The sequence below is a fragment of the Limnohabitans sp. genome, from assembly GCF_031539175.1.
Taxonomy (GTDB): domain Bacteria; phylum Pseudomonadota; class Gammaproteobacteria; order Burkholderiales; family Burkholderiaceae_C; genus Limnohabitans.
This window is the reverse complement of sequence record NZ_JAVKLQ010000055.1, coordinates 24,863-46,564: the sequence shown is the minus strand read 5'-3', so window position 1 is coordinate 46,564 and position 21,702 is coordinate 24,863. Positions and strand designations below refer to the sequence as shown.

The 21,702-nt window shown below is 58.7% G+C and carries 15 protein-coding genes and 3 pseudogenes; 12 read left to right on the top strand and 6 right to left on the bottom strand.

Annotated elements, in window-relative coordinates; genetic code table 11:
* The first annotated feature begins 345 nt into the window (after positions 1–345).
* Positions 346–1,869: a glycosyltransferase family 39 protein gene (locus RMS95_RS10050; RefSeq protein WP_310645800.1), complete on the top strand. Its 1,524-nt coding sequence runs from the start codon at positions 346–348 to the stop codon at positions 1,867–1,869.
* 58 nt (positions 1,870–1,927) lie between these two features.
* Here the strand turns inward: RMS95_RS10050 and RMS95_RS10045 are convergent.
* The 3 genes and pseudogenes from RMS95_RS10045 to RMS95_RS10035 form a co-directional block, all read right to left on the bottom strand.
* Positions 1,928–3,069, bottom strand: a pseudogene (locus RMS95_RS10045) (branched-chain amino acid ABC transporter substrate-binding protein).
* Positions 3,070–3,139: 70 nt separating this feature from the next.
* Positions 3,140–3,580 (bottom strand): DNA polymerase III subunit chi, encoded by a 441-nt coding sequence (locus tag RMS95_RS10040; RefSeq protein WP_310645798.1) that lies wholly within the window; start codon positions 3,578–3,580, stop codon positions 3,140–3,142.
* Positions 3,581–3,588: 8 nt separating this feature from the next.
* Complete coding sequence (locus RMS95_RS10035; protein ID WP_310645797.1) at positions 3,589–5,028, bottom strand: leucyl aminopeptidase; 1,440 nt, start codon at positions 5,026–5,028, stop codon at positions 3,589–3,591.
* A gap of 23 nt (positions 5,029–5,051) precedes the next feature.
* Here RMS95_RS10035 and lptF point away from each other — a divergent pair, with 23 nt between their 5' ends.
* The 7 genes from lptF to RMS95_RS10000 are packed head-to-tail and all read left to right on the top strand — an operon-like array spanning position 5,052 to position 11,628.
* Complete coding sequence (lptF, locus tag RMS95_RS10030) at positions 5,052–6,155, top strand: LPS export ABC transporter permease LptF (protein ID WP_310645795.1); 1,104 nt, start codon at positions 5,052–5,054, stop codon at positions 6,153–6,155.
* The gene (gene lptG, locus RMS95_RS10025; protein ID WP_310645793.1) at positions 6,152–7,252 is read left to right on the top strand and encodes an LPS export ABC transporter permease LptG; all 1,101 of its coding nucleotides are present in this window, start codon (positions 6,152–6,154) and stop codon (positions 7,250–7,252) included. The genes lptF and lptG overlap by 4 nt, the downstream gene beginning before the upstream one ends.
* Before the next feature lie 9 nt (positions 7,253–7,261).
* Positions 7,262–7,639 carry a CbiX/SirB N-terminal domain-containing protein gene (locus tag RMS95_RS10020; RefSeq protein ID WP_310645792.1) on the top strand — a complete coding sequence of 126 codons (378 nt, stop codon included), beginning with the start codon at positions 7,262–7,264 and terminating at the stop codon, positions 7,637–7,639.
* Positions 7,636–8,577: a CysB family HTH-type transcriptional regulator gene (locus tag RMS95_RS10015; RefSeq protein WP_310645790.1), complete on the top strand. Its 942-nt coding sequence runs from the start codon at positions 7,636–7,638 to the stop codon at positions 8,575–8,577. Before RMS95_RS10020 ends, RMS95_RS10015 begins: the two co-directional genes overlap by 4 nt.
* Positions 8,578–8,583: 6 nt before the next feature.
* Positions 8,584–9,747 carry a pyridoxal phosphate-dependent aminotransferase gene (locus tag RMS95_RS10010; protein WP_310645788.1) on the top strand — a complete coding sequence of 388 codons (1,164 nt, stop codon included), beginning with the start codon at positions 8,584–8,586 and terminating at the stop codon, positions 9,745–9,747.
* Positions 9,748–9,749: 2 nt separating this feature from the next.
* Positions 9,750–10,688: a cyanophycinase gene (locus RMS95_RS10005; protein WP_310645786.1), complete on the top strand. Its 939-nt coding sequence runs from the start codon at positions 9,750–9,752 to the stop codon at positions 10,686–10,688.
* A gap of 7 nt (positions 10,689–10,695) precedes the next feature.
* Positions 10,696–11,628 (top strand): class I SAM-dependent methyltransferase, encoded by a 933-nt coding sequence (locus RMS95_RS10000; protein ID WP_310645784.1) that lies wholly within the window; start codon positions 10,696–10,698, stop codon positions 11,626–11,628.
* Here the strand turns inward: RMS95_RS10000 and RMS95_RS09995 are convergent.
* Positions 11,610–12,092: a DUF4148 domain-containing protein gene (locus RMS95_RS09995; RefSeq protein WP_310645782.1), complete on the bottom strand. Its 483-nt coding sequence runs from the start codon at positions 12,090–12,092 to the stop codon at positions 11,610–11,612. The genes RMS95_RS10000 and RMS95_RS09995 overlap by 19 nt on opposite strands.
* A 206-nt stretch (positions 12,093–12,298) precedes the next feature.
* On the opposite strand from RMS95_RS09995, the gene RMS95_RS09990 reads away from it, so the two are divergent.
* Complete coding sequence (locus RMS95_RS09990) at positions 12,299–13,240, top strand: LysR family transcriptional regulator (protein WP_310645781.1); 942 nt, start codon at positions 12,299–12,301, stop codon at positions 13,238–13,240.
* A gap of 26 nt (positions 13,241–13,266) precedes the next feature.
* Here the strand turns inward: RMS95_RS09990 and hrpA are convergent, their stop codons facing one another.
* Positions 13,267–17,244: an ATP-dependent RNA helicase HrpA gene (gene hrpA, locus RMS95_RS09985; protein WP_405023383.1), complete on the bottom strand. Its 3,978-nt coding sequence runs from the start codon at positions 17,242–17,244 to the stop codon at positions 13,267–13,269.
* 233 nt (positions 17,245–17,477) lie between these two features.
* Here hrpA and argA point away from each other — a divergent pair, with 233 nt between their 5' ends.
* A complete protein-coding gene (argA, locus tag RMS95_RS09980; protein ID WP_310645777.1) occupies positions 17,478–18,824 on the top strand; it encodes an amino-acid N-acetyltransferase in 1,347 nt (448 codons plus the stop codon).
* A gap of 94 nt (positions 18,825–18,918) precedes the next feature.
* On the opposite strand, the pseudogene RMS95_RS09975 reads toward argA, so the two are convergent.
* A pseudogene (locus RMS95_RS09975) lies at positions 18,919–19,413 on the bottom strand (disulfide bond formation protein B); the annotation flags it as partial.
* A 52-nt stretch (positions 19,414–19,465) separates the two neighbouring features.
* Here RMS95_RS09975 and RMS95_RS09970 point away from each other — a divergent pair.
* A pseudogene (locus RMS95_RS09970) lies at positions 19,466–19,948 on the top strand (cysteine dioxygenase); the annotation flags it as partial.
* A gap of 102 nt (positions 19,949–20,050) precedes the next feature.
* Positions 20,051–21,676 (top strand): rhodanese-like domain-containing protein, encoded by a 1,626-nt coding sequence (locus RMS95_RS09965; RefSeq protein WP_405023382.1) that lies wholly within the window; start codon positions 20,051–20,053, stop codon positions 21,674–21,676.
* Positions 21,677–21,702: the final 26 nt, after the last annotated feature.

Below are 21,702 nucleotides of genomic sequence, written 5' to 3'. Positions count from 1 at the left end.
TTGGTATCGTTCTTCTCGGCTGAGGTGCTTGTACATTGGGCAATTTCGATTTGGCGGTTAAAGCGGCCATGATGCTCTCGCATCCTCAGCCACCTATAACCAGTTCATCTTTGTTGCACTTCGTCCTTGAATCCGCCAATTGATGTTTTTTTCAAAACACCTCTTAAGCTGCAGTTAAAGATGGCGTAAGTCGTTGATTCATAAAGAACAGGCCCCTCAAAACGGGGCAGCTTGCCAGAGACTTCTATAATTTTTGTACTAACTTTGTGATCGACAGTCTTGTCCAAACTTTTTCATTCCCTTTTAAACACCGCAAAAAGCCAATCTTTGTCATGGATTTGGCTTTTGCTCGCCGCCCATCTCTTGGTCTGGGTGCTCGCCCACGGCATCAGCGACACCAACCTCGACGGCTACGCGGACATGCTGGAAAACTTTGCATGGGGCCAAACCTTTGAATGGGGCAGCGCCAAGCACCCCCCGCTCTTTGCATGGGTCACTGGGGCTTGGTTCACCGTGTTTCCCAACACCGATACGGCCTATCACCTGCTGTCTTACGCCAATGCGGCGCTGGGCCTGCTGGGGGTTTACCGTGTGGCTCAGTCGATTGGGCGAGAAGACTTGGCGCTGCCCGCCGTGCTGCTGTTGTGCATGGCGTTTCCGTACAGCACCTTGGCCGTCAAGTTCAACGCGAATGCGATTTTGCTAAGCCTGTGGCCATGGGTGGCTGTTGCTTGGATCAAAAGTATTCAACTGGAAGGGCGTGATGGCTGGACTTGGTCCATCGGCTTGGGTGCGTTGAGCGCCTTGGCGATGTTGGGCAAGTATTACAGCGGCGTATTTTTATTGGGCATCTTTTTGACCGCGTTGGCCAATGCCGACAGCCGCCGCTGGTTTTTGACGCCCAAACCTTGGCTGGCTTTGGCCATCTTTGCGTTGTGCATGTGGCCGCATTACCGATGGCTGGCCGCGCATGACTTTGTGACGTTGCATTACGTCAGTGAACAAGGTGGCGAAAGCGGCACCAGCTGGAGCATGGTGACCAAATTTGCCATCGCGCCTGTCGCGTTTTGGCTGATTCCTTGGTTGCTTTGCACGTGGTTTGTCATGCCTGGTCAACCCACCTGGACCCAACGCGCCCAGACATGGCCTGTGCGCATGTGGCGCAGCTGGTGCCCACAAAGCTGGGATGACAGCTTGTTTTGGTTCGCCATGCTGCCTTGGGCGATCACGCTGGTGTTTGGCATGACGGGCTTTGTCGAGCTGTCATTGCCTTGGGCCATCCCCATTGGCTATGGCTTTTCTCTGCTGTGGCTGCGCAATTTGAGTGTGGATGGAACCGACTTGCCTTGGGTTGCTTCACGCCTGCGCCTAAGCGTCGCCATTTGGTTGGTACTGGTTTTGGCCATCAGCCCTTGGTACGCTTGGCACCAAGCACAAAACGGCACAGAAAATCATTACCTGCCCCGCCGTGAAGCGGCCCACGAAGTGCTCAAAGGTTGGCAAGAGCGTCACCCTGACCAGCCGCTGAAATGGGTGGGTGGCCAATGGGCGGAAAACGCTTTGGTGGCGTTTTATGGCGACCACCACCTGCGCGTGATTCCTGGCGTGCCTGACCAATTCCCAGCCACCGTCAACCCCTTGACGGGCTGGCAACAACAAGCGGGTGTGCTGCTGTGCCCTTTAGGCCCTCTCGAAAAAACCGAAGAAAGCACCTTGTGCGCAGAGCAAATGGCCTCTTGGCTGTTCAAGCAAGGCCAGCCACAAGACCCCATCGAGTTCAAAGTGCACAGCGAAGGCCTGCGCTTTCCACTGATCAAACCATTCAGCTATTTGGTGTTTGACTACGTGCCGCCCAAGGCTGCGCAATAAGACAGGCAACAAAAAGCCACCCGAGGGTGGCTTTTGAAACAAGGCCAAGCCTAGGTGCTCAACGCACCACAGCGATTTGATCGCGCTTGCCGCCTTTGAAGGTGTAGAGCGTCAGAGCGCCATTTTTGATGTCGCCTTTGGCATCGAACGAAATGGTGCCCGTCACCCCTTTGTAGCCCGTGGTCTTGGCCAACTCAGGCAAATATTGCGTGGGGTTGGTGGACTTGGCGCGCTGCATCGCATCCACCATCACGTAGACGGCGTCGTACACATAGGGCGCATAGAGCTTGACGTCTTCGTTGAAGCGTTTTTTGTACTTCATATTGAAGTCATCCATGCCCTTTTTGAGGGCGCCATCGACGCCACCGGCTTCAGCACACACGACTTGACCGTCCGCCATGGCGTCCCCCGCCAACTTGATCATCTCTGTGGTGCAAATGCCATCACCGCCCATGAATTTGGCATTCAATCCCAACGATTTCATTTGTTTGACCATGGGGCCGCCCACCGCATCCATGCCACCAAAGAAGACGATGTCTGGCTTCTTGCCTTTGAAGGTGGTCAAGATCGACATGAAGTCTGTGGCTTTGTCGGTGGTGAACTCGTGGCCCACCAAAGTGCCGCCAGCCGCTTTGACCGCTTTTTCAAACTCCTCGGCCACACCTTGGCCGTAGGCTGTGCGGTCGTCAATCACGGCAATGGCTTTGCCTTTGAGTTCTTTCACGGCATAACGGCCCAATGTGCCGCCCAAATGCACGTCATCCGCCACCACACGAAACGCTGTTTTGTAGCCTTGACGTGTGTATTTGGGGTTGGTCGACGAGGGAGAAATTTGAGGAATGCCCGCATCGCTGTAAATGCGCGACGCTGGAATGGTGGTGCCCGAATTGAGGTGACCAATCACGCCGCTGACCTTGGCATCCACCAATTTTTGAGCGACTGCGGTGCCTTGCTTGGGATCGGCGGCATCGTCTTCCGCCTGCAATTCAAACTTGATCTTCTTGCCGCCAATGTTCAGAGCTTTGGCGTTGATTTCTTCAAGCGCCAAACGTGCGCCGTTTTCGTTGTCTTTGCCTAAGTGCGCGATGGCGCCGCTGAGGGGGCGACATGGCCAATTTTCACAACTTGCTCTTGCGCCGAAGCCAAGCCAGTCAGTGCCACCCATGTGGCCATCGCGGTTAATTTGAATGCGGTTTTCATAGGAAACGTCCTTGTTTGAGATGGCATAAAACGAAAAAAAGAACTCACAACACAGATGCAAAATTCAAGCCTAAGTTTCTTTCAGCTTCAAATCATGACGTGTGATGGAATACCCCCGATCGGTGTAATGCTTCCACCGTGAACGGGCCAATTGGCGGTCATGCTCATCCAAGCTGACCACCTCAATCGCGCGCTCAAAACGCTCAAAGCCAGCGGCCACCTCGGCCCCCAAGTTCAGCAGCACGTGGTGATGAGGTAACTCAGCCCCCCCATCAATCTGAGGCGCCAGCACGATGGGCGAAGCCATGCGCTGCTCGATGGGGCTGTCTGCACGGCAATGGGGCAAAAACTCCAAAGCAGAGAACGTCCACAACTGAGTATCCAAGGCCTGCAGGCTGGCGGCGCTGCCGGTGACCACCACTTTGGCACCGCTGCTCACCGCTTTACGCAGCAAACGGCAGGCATAAGCCAGCTTGTCGGGTGCGTTGAAATGAAAGGCGATTTCGGTCATAGCCGCGATCAGGCGGTCAACAAATACTGCAGCAGCAAGCCCACGGGACGGCCGGTCGCGCCTTTGGCCGCGCCGCTCTTCCATGCTGAGCCCGCGATGTCCAAATGCGCCCACGGGTAGTCTTTGGCAAAGCGCTGCAAGAACTTGGCAGCCGTGATGGCACCGCCCTCGCGTCCGCCCACGTTGGCCACATCGGCAAAGTTGGACTTGAGGCCTTCGGCATAGTCGTCGTCCAAGGGCAAGCGCCAGCAGGGGTCAAGCGCGGCTTCGCCAGCTGCCGACAGGGCTTGGGCCAACTCGTCTGAGGGTGAGAACAAACCGCTGCGCACATGGCCCAAAGAAATCACGCAAGCGCCAGTCAACGTGGCAATGTCAATCACTGCGCGGGGTTTGAAGCGGGTGGCATAGGTCAAGGCATCGCACAAAATCAAGCGACCTTCGGCGTCGGTGTTGAGCACCTCGATGGTTTGGCCGCTCATGCTGGTCACCACATCGCCGGGCTTCAACGCCAAGCCATCGGGCATGTTTTCGCAGGTAGGAATCAGGCCCACCACGTTGATGTTGGGCTGCAAGAGGCCCAAAGCCTCAAAGGTGCCCAACACGCTGGCCGCGCCGCACATGTCGAACTTCATCTCGTCCATGCCCGCACCGGGCTTGAGAGAAATACCGCCTGTGTCAAACGTGATGCCCTTGCCCACCAACACCGTCGGGGCCACTGTTTTGGCCGCGCCGTTGTACTGCAGCACGATGAAACGCATGGGTTCGCGCGAACCACGCGCCACCGCAGCAAATGAGCCCATGCCCAAAGCTTCGATCTCTTTCGGGCCCAACACCTTGCAGCTCATGCGCTTGTGCTTGGCCAAACCTTGCGCCACCTTGCCCAGCTGGGTTGGCGTGGCATGGTTGGCAGGACGGTTGCCCCACTCTTTGGCCAAGGCCACACCCGCCACTTGGGCGCAGGCTTGCTCAAACGCGGGTTTGGCCGCTTTGGTTTTGGCCGCCGTGGGCAACGCCAAGACCACGCGCTTCAACGCAGCCGCTTTGGCCGAAGGTTTGGTGGCGGTGTAGGTGTAGCTGGCATCCGCCACGGCTTGTGCCGCAGCCTGCAAACAGGGCGCATTGGCATCGGGCAAGCACACGGTGACGTGCTTAGGCGCTGCGGCTTTCAAGGCGCCCATCGCCGCCGTGACGGCTTGACGCACACGGACCGCGTGGCCATCGCCGGTAGACACCAAGACCACGCGGGTGGCCTGCATGCCTTCAGGGTGCCACAAAGTCAGTAATTTAGACGGGGTTGCATCGATATCGCCACTTTTGCGTGCGTCGGCCACCCATTTCGCCAGCGTACCTGCTGGCAATTTGGCCTCTGCGGAAAGCAGGACAATCAGGGCATCGGTTTTGTGGCCCGCAGCGGCTGCGGCATCCAGTGTCTTGAGCTCAAAGTTCATAATTGCGTCTTTCTTCTGCTCTGATGTTATTCCATTCCTCCATTCGCAAAGAGCTGTCCCGCAGCTTCGGCGCCACGCTCGTTGTCTTGGTCACCATCGTGATGACCATGATGCTGATTCGCACCTTGGGCCAAGCCTCACAGGGCAGCGTCAATCCGTCTGAAGTGAGTCTGGTGCTGGGCTTCACCATGCTGGGGCACTTGCCCACCGTGCTGACCATGAGCTTGTTCATCGCCTCCGTCGGCACCTTGTCGCGCATGTATTTGGACAGCGAAATGGTGATTTGGCTGGTCAGTGGTCGCGGTTTGCGCGGTTTTCTCAAGCCCATGCTGCGCTTTGCGTGGCCCATGCTCTTGGGCGTGGCGGTGCTGGTGCTGCTGGTCTGGCCATGGTCTAACCAACAAATCAGCGATCTCAAAGAGCGCTTTGAGCGACGCGGTGACTTAGAGCGCGTCTCGCCCGGTCAATTTCAAGAATCTGCCAACGGCTTGCGTGTGTTTTTCATCGACAAAGACAGCGTCGAAAACAAGCAAGGCAAAAACGTGTTCATTTCGTCCATCGACCACGGCAAACAAGCCATGACCTCCTCCAAAGGCGGCGAGATCGCCTTGATAGACGACGAGCGTTTCTTGATCTTGAACCTCGGCCAGCGAGTGGAGCAAACGCTGGGCGAGTCAGACCTCAAAATCAGCGAATTCAGCACCTATGGCGTGCGCATTGGCAAAGACGTGAAAGCCTCCGCCACCATTCCTGCCAAAGCCACGCACACCCTGCAATTGATTCAAAACCCGACCTTGAACAACCAAGGCGAATTGGCATGGCGTCTGGGCTTGGCGCTGGCGGCCATTAATTTTGTGGTGATCGCGCTGGCCATCACCAGCGCCAACCCTCGCGTGGGACGCGGCGGCAACTTGGCTTTGGCGTTGTTCATTTTTGTGGTGTATTACAACTTCATCAACCTCGGCCAAAGCTGGATTTCTGCAGGCAAGATGCCTTTGTTGCCCTTCTTGTTGGTCTTGCACGGTGGCATGTTGGCCGCTGCCGTTTTTTGGCTCACCGTGCGTCATAACAATTGGACATGGCGCCAACTCTTGGGCGCGGCCAAGCGCTCGGAGGTCGCCGCATGAAAACCTTGCGCCGCCTGATTTATGGCGAAGTGTTGATCGCGGTGAGCTTTGTGGCCCTCAGCTTTTTGGCCTTGTTTTTCTTTTTCGACTTTGTGGACGAACTCCAAGCGGTCGGTAAAAACAACGGCCAATACCAACTCAAACACGCCCTCACCTTCGTGTTGCTCTTGGTGCCCAGCCATTTGTATGAGTTGCTGCCCATCTCGGTCTTGATCGGCACCATTTTTGTGATGGCCCGCTTGGCCCAAAGCTCTGAATTCACCATTTTGCGTACCAGCGGTCTAGGCCCCACCTTGGCGCTGCGCAACTTGATGGGCCTCGGTTTGGCCTTTGTGCTGCTGACCTTTGCCGTGGGCGACTACCTTTCCCCGCTGTGCGACCGCTATGGGCAACTGCTCAAGTCACGCTACATGGGGCAAATCACGGTTGGGCAAACAGGCGCTTGGCTGCGCGAGCGCCAACCCGAGCGCAGCTACGCCGTCAACGTGACCACCCTCACCCCCGACGGCAACCCCAGCGGCATTCGCATTTTTGAATTCAACGCGGAAGGCCAATGGGTGGCGCTGACCAAAGCCGATGTGGGCCTGATCGCCAACGACAACGCTTGGGAGCTGCACAAAGTCGAACGCGATGAACTGCTGCGCGACAAATCCAACAGCACTTTGAATCGCAGCTACCGCGACAGCTGGAACTGGCCCACCAGCATCACGTCTGAAATGGTGTCGGTCGCGCTGCTCAAACCCGATCGCATGGGCACCATCGACTTGTTCCAATACATTCGCCACCTGAGCGCCAACGGCCAAAGCACTCAGCGCTTTGAGATTGAGTTCTGGAAGAAAGTGTTCTACCCCTTGAGCTGTTTGGTCATGGTGGTGCTGGCCCTGCCTTTCGCTTACTTGCACTTTCGCAGTGGCAACATTGCCAGCCATGTGTTTGGTGGCGTGTTGGCGGGCATCAGCTTTTTCTTGCTCAACAACGTGTTCAGTTACGTGGGCAACATCAACAGCTGGGCGCCGTGGTTTGCCGCTGCTGCGCCCGGTTTGCTTTACTCCATGGCATCACTGGCGGCCTTTGGCTGGCTGGTGCTGCGTCAATAAGGTTTTGCCATGCACGCCATCATTTTGTTTGCCCACGGTTCGCGTGATCCGCTGTGGCACAAACCCATTCAAGCGGTGGCCCAGCGCATCGAACAGCGCGTGGCCCAACAGGGTGAGTCCACCGTCGTGCGCTGCGCCTACCTCGAATTAACCGTCCCCGACCTGCCCACCGTGGCGCAGCAACTGGTCACCGAAGGAGCCACCAGCTTGGATGTGGTGCCCATGTTTTTAGGCGTTGGCCGACACGCCCGCGAAGACTTGCCCGCGCTCATGCAAGCGCTGCGCGTGGCACACCCCTCGGTCGACATCAGCTGCCAACCCGCCGTCGGCGAGCGCGAAGTTTTGCTAGATTTGCTGGCTGACATTGCGCTAGGAAAACTGGCATGAACCTGCACCAATTCCGTTTCGTCCAAGAAGCCGTTCGGCGCAACCTCAATTTGACCGAGGTGGCAAAGTCACTGCACACCTCGCAGCCGGGCGTGTCCAAAGCCATCATTGAGCTGGAAGAAGAACTCGGCATCGAGATCTTTTCACGCCACGGCAAACGCCTCAAACGCGTCACCGAACCCGGGCAGCATGTGCTGCGCAGCATCGAAGTCATCCTGCGCGAAGTGGGCAACTTGAAACGCATCGGCGAGCAGTTCAGCGCCCAAGACAGCGGCACCTTGTCCATCGCCACCACCCACACCCAAGCGCGTTATGTGCTGCCCGTGCCCGTGTCTCAACTGCGCGAGGCCTACCCCAAAGTCAACATCAGCTTGCACCAAGGTGCCCCCGGCCAAGTGGCACAAATGGTGATGGACGAAGTGGCCGAAATTGGCATTGCCACCGAGTCGTTGGCCGACTACCCCGAGCTCGTCACCTTGCCTTGCTACGAGTGGGAACACATGCTCGTGATTCCCAAATCACACCCGCTGGCCGCCAAAGTGCGCATCACCCTGGAAGATTTGGCAGCCGAGCCCATCATCACTTACCACCCCTCCTTCACGGGCCGCACCCGCATTGACAAAGCGTTTGCCGCCAAACAACTCACGCCACGCATCGCACTCGAAGCCATCGACTCTGACGTGATCAAGACCTACGTGCGACTGGGTTTGGGCGTGGGCATCGTGGCCGAAATGGCCGTCAAAGAAAGCTTGGACGACGATTTGGTGGCCCGCCCCGGCGCCCAATTGTTTGGTAAAAACGTGGCCCGCGTGGCCTTCAAGCGCAACGCCTACATCCGCAACTTTGTGTACGACTTCGCCGCCCTGCTCAGCGACCGCCTCGACCGCAACCTCATCCTCAAAGCCCTCGAAGGCCATGCCAACGACTACGACATGTAAACGACCATGACGACACCACACCTCGACACCAAATTCCCCAAAATCGGCACCACCATCTTCACCGTGATGTCGGCGCTCGCCACCGAAAAAAATGCCGTCAACCTCGGCCAAGGCTTTCCCGACTTTGACTGCGACCACAAGCTCGTGGCATGCGTCAACGACGCCATGACCCACGGCTTGAACCAATACCCGCCCATGACTGGCGTGGCTGTGCTGCGCGAAGCCGTGGCCGACAAGATCGAATCGCTGTACCAACACCGCTACGACCCCACCACCGAGATCACCATCACCGCAGGCGCTACCCAAGCCATCCTCAGCATCATCTTGGCCATCGTGCGCGCGGGTGACGAGGTGATCGTGTTGGAGCCCTGCTACGACAGCTACATCCCCAACATCGACATGGCTGGCGGCGTGGCCGTGCGTGTGCCGCTCACCCCTGGCACCTTCCGCCCCGACTTTGACAAGATCGCCGCAGCCATCACGTCCAAGACCCGCGCCATCATCGTCAACAGCCCACACAACCCCAGCGCCATGGTGTGGACGCGCGAAGAAATGCTCAAGCTGCAAGAGCTATTGGCCCCCACCAACATCGTGCTTATCAGCGACGAGGTGTACGAGCACATGGTCTACGCGCCCATGCAGCACCTCAGTGCCTCGAGCTTCCCAGGCTTGGCCGACCGCGCCTTCATCGTGTCGAGCTTTGGCAAAACCTTCCACGTCACGGGCTGGAAAATTGGCTACGTGGCCGCCCCTGCGGCGTACAGCGCCGAGTTCCGCAAGGTGCACCAATTCAACGTGTTCACCGTCAACACGCCGGTGCAATATGGCTTGGCCAACTACCTCAAAGACCCGCAACCCTATTTACAACTTCCTGCCTTTTACAGCGCCAAGCGCGACCTGTTCCGCGCCGGTTTGGCCAACACCAAGTTTGAGCTGTTGCCGGGCCAAGGCAGCTACTTTCAGTGCGTGCGCATCGACAAACTGGCCGTGCCTGAAAAAGACTTGAGCGAAGCCGACTTCTGCAAATGGCTGACCACCGAAATTGGCGTGGCCGCCATCCCACTCTCCGCGTTTTATGCCGATGGCTTTGACCAACGGGTGGTGCGCTTTTGCTTTGCCAAGAAAGACGAAACCTTGAAACTCGCACTGGGCCGTTTGGCACGACTGTGACCTTGCTGCACAACAGACGCCAACTGCTGAGCCTGCTGCTGGGCTCTGCCTTGCTGCCTATTTCTTGCGCCGCCCAACCCAGCCGTCATGGCCACTTGGTCATCATCGGCGGCGCGGAAGATCGCCAGCAAGACCGCGTCATCCTTCGGAGATTCCTCAGCCTCAGCGGGGGCAAAAACGCACGCATCAAATTCATCACAGCAGCCAGCGGATTTCCTGATGTATCGTGGGCCAGCTACCAAGCCGTGTTCGCAGACCTTGGTGCCACCGATTGCGAGTTGGTGCCCTTGCTCACCCGCGACGATGCATCCAACCCCGAAGTGATTCGACAGCTCGCCGAGGCCGATGGGATCTTCATGACCGGCGGCGACCAAAACCGACTGATGGAATGCCTGTGGGAGTCGCCCGCAGCAAAAGCCATGCACCGCGCCTTTCACCTCAAGGGGGCATGCATTGCGGGCACCAGCGCGGGCGCGGCCGTGATGTCACGGCAAATGCTGGCCCAAGGCAGCGTGAAGCCCAACCCCGAAAAAGACTTGGTGCAAATGGACATTGGTTTGGGCTTCATCGCCAACGCCATCATTGACCAACATTTTTCGCAACGACAACGCCTGAGCCGCTTGCTCTCCGCCTTGGCACAACGCCCCGATTTGTTGGGTGTGGGCATTGACGAAGACACCGCGCTGGTCATCGAGCGTGGGCAATCCATCGAAGTGGTCGGACGCGGTGCCGTCACCTTGGTCGACCCTCGCAAAATGCAGAGCAACTTCGACCTCATCAGTTCAGAAGAAAAACTAGAAATGCTGGGTTTGCAGTTGCACTTGTTGCCTGCCGGTCACCGCTACGTCGTGCCAAGCACCCTCAAAAACAACAAAAAACAGCCCACGGCTTTGTGGGAAGCGTTGTACTTACTGGCCCAAACAGGGCCCATGCGAGATTAAAAAACACATGCAAGCCTTGCTCAACGCCATCGCCACGATGGCCCTGCCCACCGATGCCCAACGGGTATTTCACGGTCGGGGCGGCTTGTACCCAGGCTGCGAACATTGGGCACTCGACGCCTTTCCACCCGTCTTTGTACTGACCAGCTTTCAGCCCGCCAGTGAAGCCGAATTAGCCGCTGTGCATGACGCTTTGACGGCACGCTGGCAGCAACTCGCCCCTGATCAGCCTCTGAACTGGGTGTTTCAATGCCGACACGACAGCCAAGCCGAAACGCGCCTCATGACGGGCAGCGTGCCCGAACCCCATGTGGTCACCGAGCAAGGCGCTCGCTTTCGGGTGCATGTGCTCAAGGGCCAAAACCACGGCTTATTTCTGGACATGGCGCAAGGGCGCCAATGGGTGCGCGACCATGTGGCTGCACACCCCAAACTCAAAGTCCTCAACCTGTTTGCATACACCAGCGCCTTCTCGGTCGTGGCGCTGCAAGCCGGTGCCAAAAGCGTGATGAACTTGGACATGAGCCAAGGCGCCTTAGCCATTGGCCAGCAAAACCACCAACTCAATGGCCTCACCACAGGTGCCAGCTTCTTGGGTCACGACATCTTCAAGACTTGGGGAAAAATCACCCGTGGCGGCCCGTATGGGCTGATCATCGTGGACCCACCCAGCTACCAAAAAGGCAGCTTCGTGGCCACCAAAGACTACGCCCGTTTGATGCGTCGTTTGCCTGAACTGCTGGCCCCTGATGGCCATGCGCTTCTGTGCCTCAACGCCCCCGAGTTGGGCTTGGCGTTCTTGCAAGATCAAATGCAAGAACTGGCACCTGAGTTGCACTACGTTCAGCGCGTCGCCAACCCCGCTGTGTTTGCGGATGTGTCGGACGAACGCTCGCTGAAAGTGTTGGTTTACAAGGCGCCTCAGTTGACGCGGTTGTAACGCTGTGGGTACATCTCGTTGAGTTTTTTGCCCGCTTCGCCATCGGCAATGATGTCGCCCGTGCGAATGGCTTCCATCAACTCAGCCTTCACTTGCTGACGGGTTACGCCTTGAGTGGCAGGCTTGGCGGGGTACAAACCGGGCGTCAATTCGTTGGCTTTTTGGCCCGTTTCGCTGTTGGCCACGAAGTTGCCTGTGCGAATCGCCTCAGCCAACTCGGCTTTCACTTGGGCGCGGGTGTTGCCTTGAACGACAGGCTTGGCAGGGTACAGGCCGGGGTTCAATTCGTTGGCCTTTTGACCGGTTTCGCTGTTGGCAACGATGTCGCCCGTGCGAATCGCTTCGGCCAATTCAGCGTTCACTTGCGCACGGGTTTTACCCACAGTGGCATCGGCAGCGATGGCTTGACCGGCAGCGAGTGCAGCCACGGTAAGGGCGATGGCGGAGAGGTAAGAACGGTTCATGATCAGGTTTCCTTCAAGTTAAAAGAATGGCCTGCCTGTCGGAATGACTTGGCGGATGGCCAGGTCGGTGAGGCTTTGGTTGGAAGCGCTGCATCGATGGGTGAACTTTAAAATTTCTAATTCAATAGAAAAATAGCAAAATAAACACACCCTCATTCCTAAATCAGAAATAATCAAACCCTTGAAATTTGGGTTTGGAGCTTTTGATGGACCGTTTGCTGTCGATGCGCGTGTTCGAACGCGTCGCGAATGAAGGCAGCTTTTCTGCCGCAGCGCGCGCGCTGGACATGTCGCCCCCCGTGGTGACGCGTCTGGTGGCTGACCTAGAAGAGCATCTGGGCACACGCTTGTTGCAGCGTTCCACGCGCCGTCTGTCGCTGACCGATGCGGGCCTGCAATACCTCAGCCGCGTGCGCAACATCCTGCAAGACATTGATGAGGCTGACGCCGTGGCTCACTCTCAAACCACCGAATTGGCGGGGCTGCTGCGTCTGCACGCGCCCCCCGTGCTGGCGAGTTATGTCATCGCACCGCTGGTGGCAGAGTTTCGTAAACGCCATCCCAAAATTTTCATCGAACTGGAAGTCGCGTCGATGCGTGAACCACCGATTGAGGACTTTGACATCACCTTACTCGGCACCGATGACAGCTTTGATGCCGACGTGGTGGCGCGCAAAGTGATTGAGTCGGAAGCCATCTTGGTGGCCTCCCCTGCCTACCTCAAGCGCCAAGGGACACCACAACGCCCCGAAGATCTGGTTCAGCATGAATGCTTGGCCCAAAAAATGCCAAACAGCAGATCTCGCCTTTGGCGCATGTGGTGCCCCGAAAACCCCACCCAACCGCTAGACATCGACATTCAACCCGTGCTGATCGCCAACCACACCGACAGTCTGCTGCGCGCCACACTGGACGGAACGGGCATCACCTCGGTCGCCATGGACATCGTGGCGCCTTACCTGAGCCGAGGCGAACTGGTGCGTGTGCTGGCACCTTGGATCACGGGACGCTTGATGATGTATGCGGCACTGCCCAGCCGAAAATTTATTCCGCAACGCACACGGGTGTTTCTTGATTTTTTGGTGGAAGAGACGCGCCTGCAAAACGCGAAGGCGATGGCAGTGAGTTCGAGTGAGAGTGGCAATTAATGGAGATGGATAAGTGCCACAGACCCTCAATAACTCAACTGCCCCCAAGCCTTCTCCAACCGCTTCACACTCACCGGCTGGGGCGTGCGCAGTTCTTGCGCGAAGAAGCTCACGCGCAGCTCTTCCAGTAGCCATCTGAACTCTTGCATGCGCGCATCGGTCACGCCTTTGCGCTCGGCCACCAAGCGCCAATATTTTTGGTCCAGCGGTTTGAGCTCGGCCAGTTTGGCCGCGTCGCGTGCGGCATCGGCGCGCAGTTTGTCTAGGCGCAGCACCACGGCTTTGAGGTAACGCGCAAAGTGCTGCAGCTGTGTGTAGGGCGTGTCGGCGATGAAGCGTTTGCCTACCAAGCGCTGCAACTGTTGTGCGGCATCGGCCACGCTGTCAGGGCTGATTTTGGTGTCTTTCACTTTGCGACTGGCCGCTGCAAACTCGGTCAGCACGGTGCTGGCCAAGCGGGCTATTTCGTTGGCGATCAGCGTCAGTCGGCCACGGCCTTCTTCGAGGCGGCGTTTGAATTCGGCCTCGCTGGTTGGGAGTGGGTCGAGCAAGAAAGCGCGGTCCAAAGCGACATCCAATATTTGCTGCTTGAGCTCGTCGCTTGTTCCCAAGCTCATATAAGCCACCGCCATTTTTTGCAGGTCCGGCAAGTTTTTCTCAAGGTACTTGAGCGCGTCTTTGATCTGCATGGCAAACAAACGGCGCAGGCCCGCGCGGTGCTTAGTGGCGGCCACTTCAGGCTCGTCAAACACCTCGATGCACACGGCGTCGCCCACATCCACCAAGGCCGGAAAGCCAATGAGGGTTTGGTTGCCTTTGGTGATTTCCATCAGCTCGGGCAACTCGCCAAAACTCCATGTGGTGTAACGCTGCTCGGCAGGGCTTGCCTTTTTGCCCGCGCCTGATGCGCCAGCCCCACCGCGCAAGGCGTTCGCCGTGCCACGCACCGACTCAGCAGCGCCCTGCCCCGACGCGCTTGGCGAAGCCGCCGCGCCTTGACCCGCAGCCGTCGCGTCAGACGCCACCGACAAGGTGCCCACGCCTTTCAGCGCCGCCAGCGCCTGAAACGCGCCACGCGCTTGGCTGCCCAACTCGGCTTTCAACGCGCCCAAGTTGCGGCCATGGCCCATTTGCCGCCCGTGCTCGTCCACCACCCGAAAGTTCATGAACAGGTGCGGCGCCAGCATGTCGAGTTTGAAGTCGGCGCGCTTCACGTCCACTTGCGTGGCATCGCGCACCAGCTTGAGCAAAGCATCCACCAAAGGGCCAGCGCCAAACGCCACGTCTGTCGACAAGGTCTCAGTGAAGCGGGCGGCGCTCTCCGGCAAAGGCACCAAGCGCGAGCGAGGCCGTTGGTGCAAGGTTTTGAGCAAGGCATGAATTTTTTGATTCAGCATGCCAGGCACCAGCCACTCGGCGCGCTCTTCGCTGACTTGGTTCAGCACAAACAGGGGCACGGTCACGGTCAGGCCATCTTTGGCATCGCCGGGTTCGTGCAAATAGTCGGCCGCGCAGTCCACACCGCCTAGGCGCAGCGTTTTGGGAAACGCCTGCGTGGTGATGCCCGCGGCTTGGTGCCGCATCAACTCGTCGCGGGTGAGGTGCAGCAATTTGGGTTGGCGTTTCACCTCTTCGCGGTACCAACTCTCCAACGTCACCAAGCCGCACACCTCGGCGGGCAGTTGTTGGTCGTAAAACGCGTAAATCAACGCGTCGTCGACCAACACGTCTTGACGGCGCGACTTGTGTTCCAGCTCTTCCACTTGCGCAATCAGCTTTTGATTGGCAGCCAAGAACGACAGTTTGGTGTCCAGCTCGCCCGCCACCAAGGCCTCGCGAATGAAGATTTCGCGCGCACCCGCCAAGTCGACTTTGCTGTAGCTCACGCGGCGGCCGTTGTAGACCACCAAGCCATACAACGTGGCGCGTTCCAGCGCTTTGACTTCGCCCGCCTTCTTTTCCCAATGCGGATCGAGCAATTGCTTTTTCAGCAAATGGCTGCCCACTTGCTCCAGCCATTGCGGCTCAATGGCCGCAATGCCGCGGCCAAACAGGCGCGTGGTTTCGACCAACTCGGCCACCACCACCCAGCGCCCAGGCTTCTTGCGCAAGTGCGCGCCGGGGTGTGGGTAAAACTTGATGCTGCGCGCGCCCAGATATTCGTTGCTGCTGGTTTGCCCCGCAGCGGGTTCGAGCTTGCAACCCACGTTGCCCAACAAACCCGCCAACATCGACAAATGCAATTGCTCGTAGCTGGCGGGCAAGGTGTTCAAACGCCATTTGTGCTCGGTCACCACCGTCAACAGCTGGGTGTGGGTGTCGCGCCATTCGCGCACGCGGCGCACGTTGATGAAGTTTTGGCGCAACAGCGCTTCGTATTGCCGGTTGCTCAGCTTGTGCTCAGTGGGTACGCCTGTGGCGCCCACTTTGACCGCGCCTTGTTGGCTCTGAGGCTGCTTCACGGCCAGCTGGTGCTTCACGCTCCCAGGCACATGGGGCTTGCCACCGCGCGAGTTCTCTAGCCATTTCCACAGATTCAGGTAGCCGCTGAATTCGCTGCGGTCGTCGTCAAACTTGGCGTGGGCTTGGTCGGCAGCGGCTTGCGCTTCCATCGGGCGGTCGCGCACGTCTTGCACGCTGAGGGCCGAGGCGATGACCAGCACTTCGTCCAAGGCGTTGCGGTCACGCGCTTCCAAAATCATGCGGCCCACGCGGGGGTCGAGAGGCAATTTGGACAACTCACGGCCCATGGGCGTGAGTTCGTTGTCGTCGTCCACTGCACCGAGTTCGCTCAGCAACTGATAACCGTCAGCGATGGCTTTGGGTCGCGGGGCCTCCAAGAACGGGAACTGCTCCACGTTGCCCAAGTGCAGCGCCTTCATGCGCAAGATCACACCGGCCAGCGATGAACGCAAAATTTCGGGGTCGGTGAAACGCGAGCGTCCGTTGAAATCCACCTCGTCGTACAAGCGAATGCAAATGCCGTTGGCCACACGGCCGCAACGGCCTGCGCGCTGGTTGGCGGCCGCTTGGCTGATGGGCTCGACCATCAACTGCTCCACCTTGCTGCGCCAGCTGTAGCGCTTGACACGGGCGCTGCCTGCGTCAATCACGTAGCGAATGCCGGGCACGGTGAGCGAGGTTTCGGCCACGTTGGTGGCCAGCACGATGCGGCGCCCGCCGCGGGTGTCAAACACGCGGTCTTGCTCAGCACTAGAGAGCCGCGCAAACAGGGGCAGCACTTCCGCGCTGCGCATCACGGGGGAGTGGCTCAAGTGGGCACGCAGGTGGTCAGCCGCCTCGCGAATTTCGCGCTCGCCGGGCAAGAACACCAAGATGTCGCCCTGCTGCGAGGGGTTGCTCCACAGTTCGTCCACGCCGTCAGAAATGGCGTTGTTGAGGTCGTAGTCGCGGCTTTCTTCGAAGGGGCGGTAACGCATCTCCACGGGGAAGGTGCGGCCCGAGACCATCAACACCGGCGCTGGGCCTTTGCTTGATGCGAAGTGTTGGGCAAACCGATCAGCATCAATCGTGGCTGAGGTGACGATGATTTTTAAATCAGGTCTGCGCGGCAAGATTTCGCGCAAGTAACCCAGCAAAAAGTCGATGTTCAGGCTGCGCTCGTGCGCCTCGTCAATGATGATGGTGTCATAGGCTTTGAGCAGCGGGTCGTTTTGGGTTTCGGCCAGCAAAATACCGTCGGTCATCAGCTTGACCGAGGCGTCTTTGCTCAACCGGTCTTGAAAGCGCACCTTGAAACCCACCACATCGCCCAAGGGGGTGTTGAGCTCTTCGGCAATGCGCTTGGCCACCGAGCTCGCGGCAATGCGGCGTGGCTGCGTGTGGCCAATGATTTGTTTGCGCTGGCCGGGCTTGGGATGAGGGCCCAACTCGCGGCCCTGCCCGCGCCCCAGCATCAGCGCCATCTTGGGAAGCTGCGTGGTCTTGCCCGAACCCGTTTCGCCACACACGATGATGACTTGGTGCGCCTGCATGGCTGCCATGATTTCGTCGCGCCGCGCAGAGACGGGCAAGCCCTCCGGAAACTCAATCTTCAACGGCTGAGGCACGCGGACGGGCTGGGCCACAGGCGTCAAAGGTGACTGGGGAGAGTGCGGCAGTGAATTTGGCGGTGAATTCGGCTTTGAGGGGTTAGACAAAACAGGCGATAACTTGGGTGACAATCCGCAATTATCCCAGCCCGACCCAGCTGGCATCCTCTTTACCCCCACACGCCATGTCCGCTGTTTTCGATTTCACATTTGTACCTTGGTTTCGCTCCGTGGCGCCCTACATCCACATGCACCGTGGCAAGACGTTTGTGGTGGGCATTGCTGGCGAAGCGATTGCCGCTGGCAAGCTGCCGAACTTGGCGCAAGACTTGGCGCTCATTCAAAGCATGGGCGTGCGCATTGTGCTGGTACACGGCTTTCGCCCGCAGGTGAACGAACAGCTGGCTGCCAAAGGCCATGTGCCGCAGTACTCGCACGGCATGCGCATCACCGACAGCGTGTCGCTCGACTGCGCGCAAGAAGCCGCGGGCCAACTGCGCTATGAAATTGAAGCCGCGTTCAGCCAAGCCCTGCCCAACACACCCATGGCAGGCGCCACCGTGCGGGTGATTTCGGGCAACTTCATCACCGCGCGCCCCGTGGGCATTTTGGACGGCGTGGACTTCCAGCACTCTGGGCTGGTGCGCAAGGTGGACGTGGCGGGCATCACGCAAACGCTTGCGGCGGGCTCGATGGTGTTGCTCTCGCCGTTTGGCTTCTCACCCACCGGCGAAGCGTTCAACTTGACCATGGAAGAAGTGGCCACCTCAGTCGCCACCGCCTTGCAAGCCGACAAACTGATTTTTGTCACCGAGACGCCGGGCATTCGCATCCACCCCGCAGAACCTGCGAGCGAAGACAACCCCATCGACACCGAGCTGCCACTGGACGCCGCCAAAAAGCTGCTAGCCACCCTGCCCGCCACTTCCAACCCCTCAGACATTGCCTTTTACCTGCAGCATTGCGTCAAAGCCTGCGAGACGGGCGTGGAGCGTAGCCACATCTTGCCGTTTGCGGTGGATGGCGCGCTGCTGCTGGAGGTGTACATGCACGACGGCATCGGCACCATGGTGGTGGACGAGAAACTCGAAGAATTGCGCGAAGCCACACACGAAGACGTGGGCGGCATCTTGCAGCTGATTGAGCCGTTTGAGAAAGACGGCACCTTGGTCAAGCGCGACCGCAACGAGATTGAGCGCGATGTGGGCCAATACACCGTCATCGAGCACGACGGCGTGATCTTCGCCTGCGCCGCCCTGTACCCCTACCCCGAAGCCAAAACGGCCGAAATGGCGGCACTCACCGTGTCACCCCAGTCGCAAGGCCAAGGGGACGGTGAAAAGATCTTGAAGCGCATCGAACAACGCACGCGCAACAAAGGACTCAAGAGTTTGTTTGTGTTGACCACGCGCACCAAGCATTGGTTCTTGAAGCGCGGTTTTGTGCAGGTCGATCCCGAGTGGTTGCCCGAAGCGCGCAAGCGCAAGTACAACTGGGACCGCAAGAGCTTGGTGCTGGTCAAGCACCTATAAAAGGCACATCGTCTTTTTTGTCGTCGGCGTCAGCCTCTGCGCTGATGTCACCGCTGGCGTCTGACACGCCGTCATCGCCAACATCAGGCTCGGCCCGCAAGGCTCGCCAAGTGGTCAGCAGCGCCAGCAAGGCCATGCCGGTGAAGGCCACAAACGACCAATTGGCAATCGAGCCCCCCAAGAAGGTCCAGTCCACCTTGGCGCAGTCGCCGCCGCCTTTGAAGATCATGGGAATGGCGCGCTTGAGCGGAAAGGTTTCGATCATGCCGTAGAAGTCTCGGCCGCACGACACCACCTCGGGCGGGTACCACTGCAACCAACTTTGACGCGCCGCCACATAAGCGCCTCCGGCCGACAACACCACCAGCCAACTGCCGACGATCAAACTGGTTTTGCGTCCCGACAAGCAAGCGCCCAAAAGCGCCAGCAAACCGACCAGAATCATGGCGTAACGTTGCACGATGCACATGGGGCAAGGCTCTAAGCCCACGACGTGTTGCAAATACAAGCCAAATGAGAGCAACCCCACGCAGGTGGCAAACATCAACCACCACACACGACGGGGCTGATTCAAAAGTTCTAAGGTCATTCACAACTCCTCAATGACAAGTTTCACATTGTCGCTGTGAAACAATTACCCCATGACGCTCAGCTTGCCCTCTCTCGCACAAATACCCGATTTGCAGTACTTCGTCACGCAGTTGAATGCGCTGCTTGCGATGCACACGGATGAACCTACGCGCTTGAAGCACGGCCAAGCGCTGCTCGAAGATTTGCTCAAAAAAGACGATTGGCTTCCCGACGCCTTTGCCCAACCCAGCCCCGAACGCTACCAACAGTACCTGTTGTATGCCGATCCACAAGACCGTTTTTCGGTGGTGAGTTTTGTGTGGGGCCCCGGCCAATCGACGCCCATCCATGACCACACGGTGTGGGGCTTGGTGGGTGTCTTGCGTGGTGCCGAGTTGGCGCAACCTTTTGCCAAAAACGAGCAAGGCCATTGGGTGGCCAGCGGTCCACAAACGCGCATCGAAGCGGGGCACGTTGAAGCCGTGTCACCCACGATTGGCGATGTGCACCGCGTGTGGAACGCCTTGGCTGACCAGCCCTCCATCAGCATTCATGTGTACGGCGCCAACATTGGCAAAGTCAGCCGCCATGTGTTTTTGGAAGACGGCACAGAAAAGACGTTCATCTCAGGCTACAGCAACGCGACACGCAGCGAAATTGAAGAAGCAGAGACGGTGACCCCCGAGTTTGCGGAACGCACCTTCGCCGACATTCGCCAAACGCTGCTGAACCGTGACGAAATTGCTATTTTGGACGTGCGCGAGGAAGACCCGTTCGCGCAAGCCCACCCCCTGTTTGCCGCCAACATGCCCTTGGGCCGCATTGAGCTGGAGGCATGGGCGCGCATTCCGCGACGCAACACCACCATCGTGGTCTACGGCGACTCGCCCACAGGCGACGACTTGGCGCTGCCTGCCGCCCGCATGCTGCGCCGCTTGGGGTACACCCACGTCACGCTGCTGGCCGGTGGCCTGCAAGGCTGGCACAACGCGGGCGGTGAACTGTTTCGCGATGTCAACGTGCCCAGCAAATCGTTTGGCGAGTTGGTTGAGTCCAAGCGCCACACGCCGTCGTTGTCGGCCCAGCAAGTCAAGGCCTTGATCGATGCCAACGCCGATTTGGTGGTCATGGACGCACGTCGTTTTGACGAGTACCAAACCATGAGCATCCCCACCGGCATCAGCGTGCCGGGCGCCGAACTGGTGCTGCGTGCGCGCACGCTGGCCCCCAATCCGGCCACACGCATCGTGGTCAACTGCGCGGGCCGTACCCGCAGCATCATTGGCACACAGTCGCTGATCAACGCGGGCATTCCCAACCCCGTCACGGCCCTGCGCAACGGCACCATCGGCTGGACGCTGGCGGGCCAAGAACTCATCAAAGGCGCCAACCAACGCTTTCCTGAGGTGAGCGAAGAAAACCGCCAAAAATCAGCCGCCATTGCTCAATCGGTGGCCATCCGTGCAGGCGTCAAACGCGTGTCATTGGACGAGGTACGCGCTTGGCTGGCCGACGCCACACGCACCACGTACTTGTTTGACGTGCGCACGCCCGAAGAATTCTCGGCAGGACACATTCCTGGCGCACGCAGCGCACCCGGTGGCCAATTGGTCCAAGAAACCGACCACCAAGCCGCCGTGCGCGGCGCACGCTTGGTGCTCTGCGACACCGACGGTGTTCGCGCCAACATGTCGGCCTCTTGGCTGGCCCAAATGGGCTGGGACGTGGCGGTGCTGCAAGGCGCGACACCCGCTGATTTCAACAACCGCATCGCCAAACACCCATTGCCCGAGCCTGTGGCGTCGGCACCTTACGCCACACCCGCACAACTCAAAGAATGGCTGGCCGACCGCAACAGCCACACCATCGTGTTGGACTTCAGCCCCAGCGCCCAATTTGTCAAAGGCCATATCCACAGCGCGTGGTGGGCACTGCGCTCGCAATTGGCAGAAAGTTTGAAGCGCGCCTACAAAGGCAACCGCTATGTGCTGACCTGCACCAACGGCAGCCTGAGCCGCTATGCCGTGGCTGATATCAAAGCCTTGCTCAAGCCCGAAGTCGAAGTGCTGCTGCTGCAAGGCGGCAACCAAGCGTGGGAGTACTCGGGCAACAAACTGCAAACCGGCGAACACCAACTCGGCGCCGAGCGCATTGACCGCTACCGCCGTCCGTACGAGGGCACCGACAACCCCGTGGCCGCCATGCAAGGCTATTTGGACTGGGAGTTTGGCTTGGTGGAACAACTGGGCCGCGACGGCACCCACCATTTCAACGTGCTGTGAGCCCCTGCCCGTCAAACGGGCACTGA

Excerpts from the sequence above, each read along its gene's own strand:
- RMS95_RS10040 (WP_310645798.1), bottom strand. The coding sequence starts at position 3,580 with ATGACCGAAATCGCCTTTCATTTCAACGCACCCGACAAGCTGGCTTAT.
- RMS95_RS10035 (WP_310645797.1), bottom strand. The coding sequence starts at position 5,028 with ATGAACTTTGAGCTCAAGACACTGGATGCCGCAGCCGCTGCGGGCCAC.
- lptF (WP_310645795.1), top strand. The coding sequence starts at position 5,052 with ATGTTATTCCATTCCTCCATTCGCAAAGAGCTGTCCCGCAGCTTCGGC.
- lptG (WP_310645793.1), top strand. The coding sequence starts at position 6,152 with ATGAAAACCTTGCGCCGCCTGATTTATGGCGAAGTGTTGATCGCGGTG.
- RMS95_RS10020 (WP_310645792.1), top strand. The coding sequence starts at position 7,262 with ATGCACGCCATCATTTTGTTTGCCCACGGTTCGCGTGATCCGCTGTGG.
- RMS95_RS10015 (WP_310645790.1), top strand. The coding sequence starts at position 7,636 with ATGAACCTGCACCAATTCCGTTTCGTCCAAGAAGCCGTTCGGCGCAAC.
- RMS95_RS10010 (WP_310645788.1), top strand. The coding sequence starts at position 8,584 with ATGACGACACCACACCTCGACACCAAATTCCCCAAAATCGGCACCACC.
- RMS95_RS10000 (WP_310645784.1), top strand. The coding sequence starts at position 10,696 with ATGCAAGCCTTGCTCAACGCCATCGCCACGATGGCCCTGCCCACCGAT.
- RMS95_RS09995 (WP_310645782.1), bottom strand. The coding sequence starts at position 12,092 with ATGAACCGTTCTTACCTCTCCGCCATCGCCCTTACCGTGGCTGCACTC.
- RMS95_RS09990 (WP_310645781.1), top strand. The coding sequence starts at position 12,299 with ATGGACCGTTTGCTGTCGATGCGCGTGTTCGAACGCGTCGCGAATGAA.
- hrpA (WP_405023383.1), bottom strand. The coding sequence starts at position 17,244 with ATGGCAGCCATGCAGGCGCACCAAGTCATCATCGTGTGTGGCGAAACG.
- argA (WP_310645777.1), top strand. The coding sequence starts at position 17,478 with ATGTCCGCTGTTTTCGATTTCACATTTGTACCTTGGTTTCGCTCCGTG.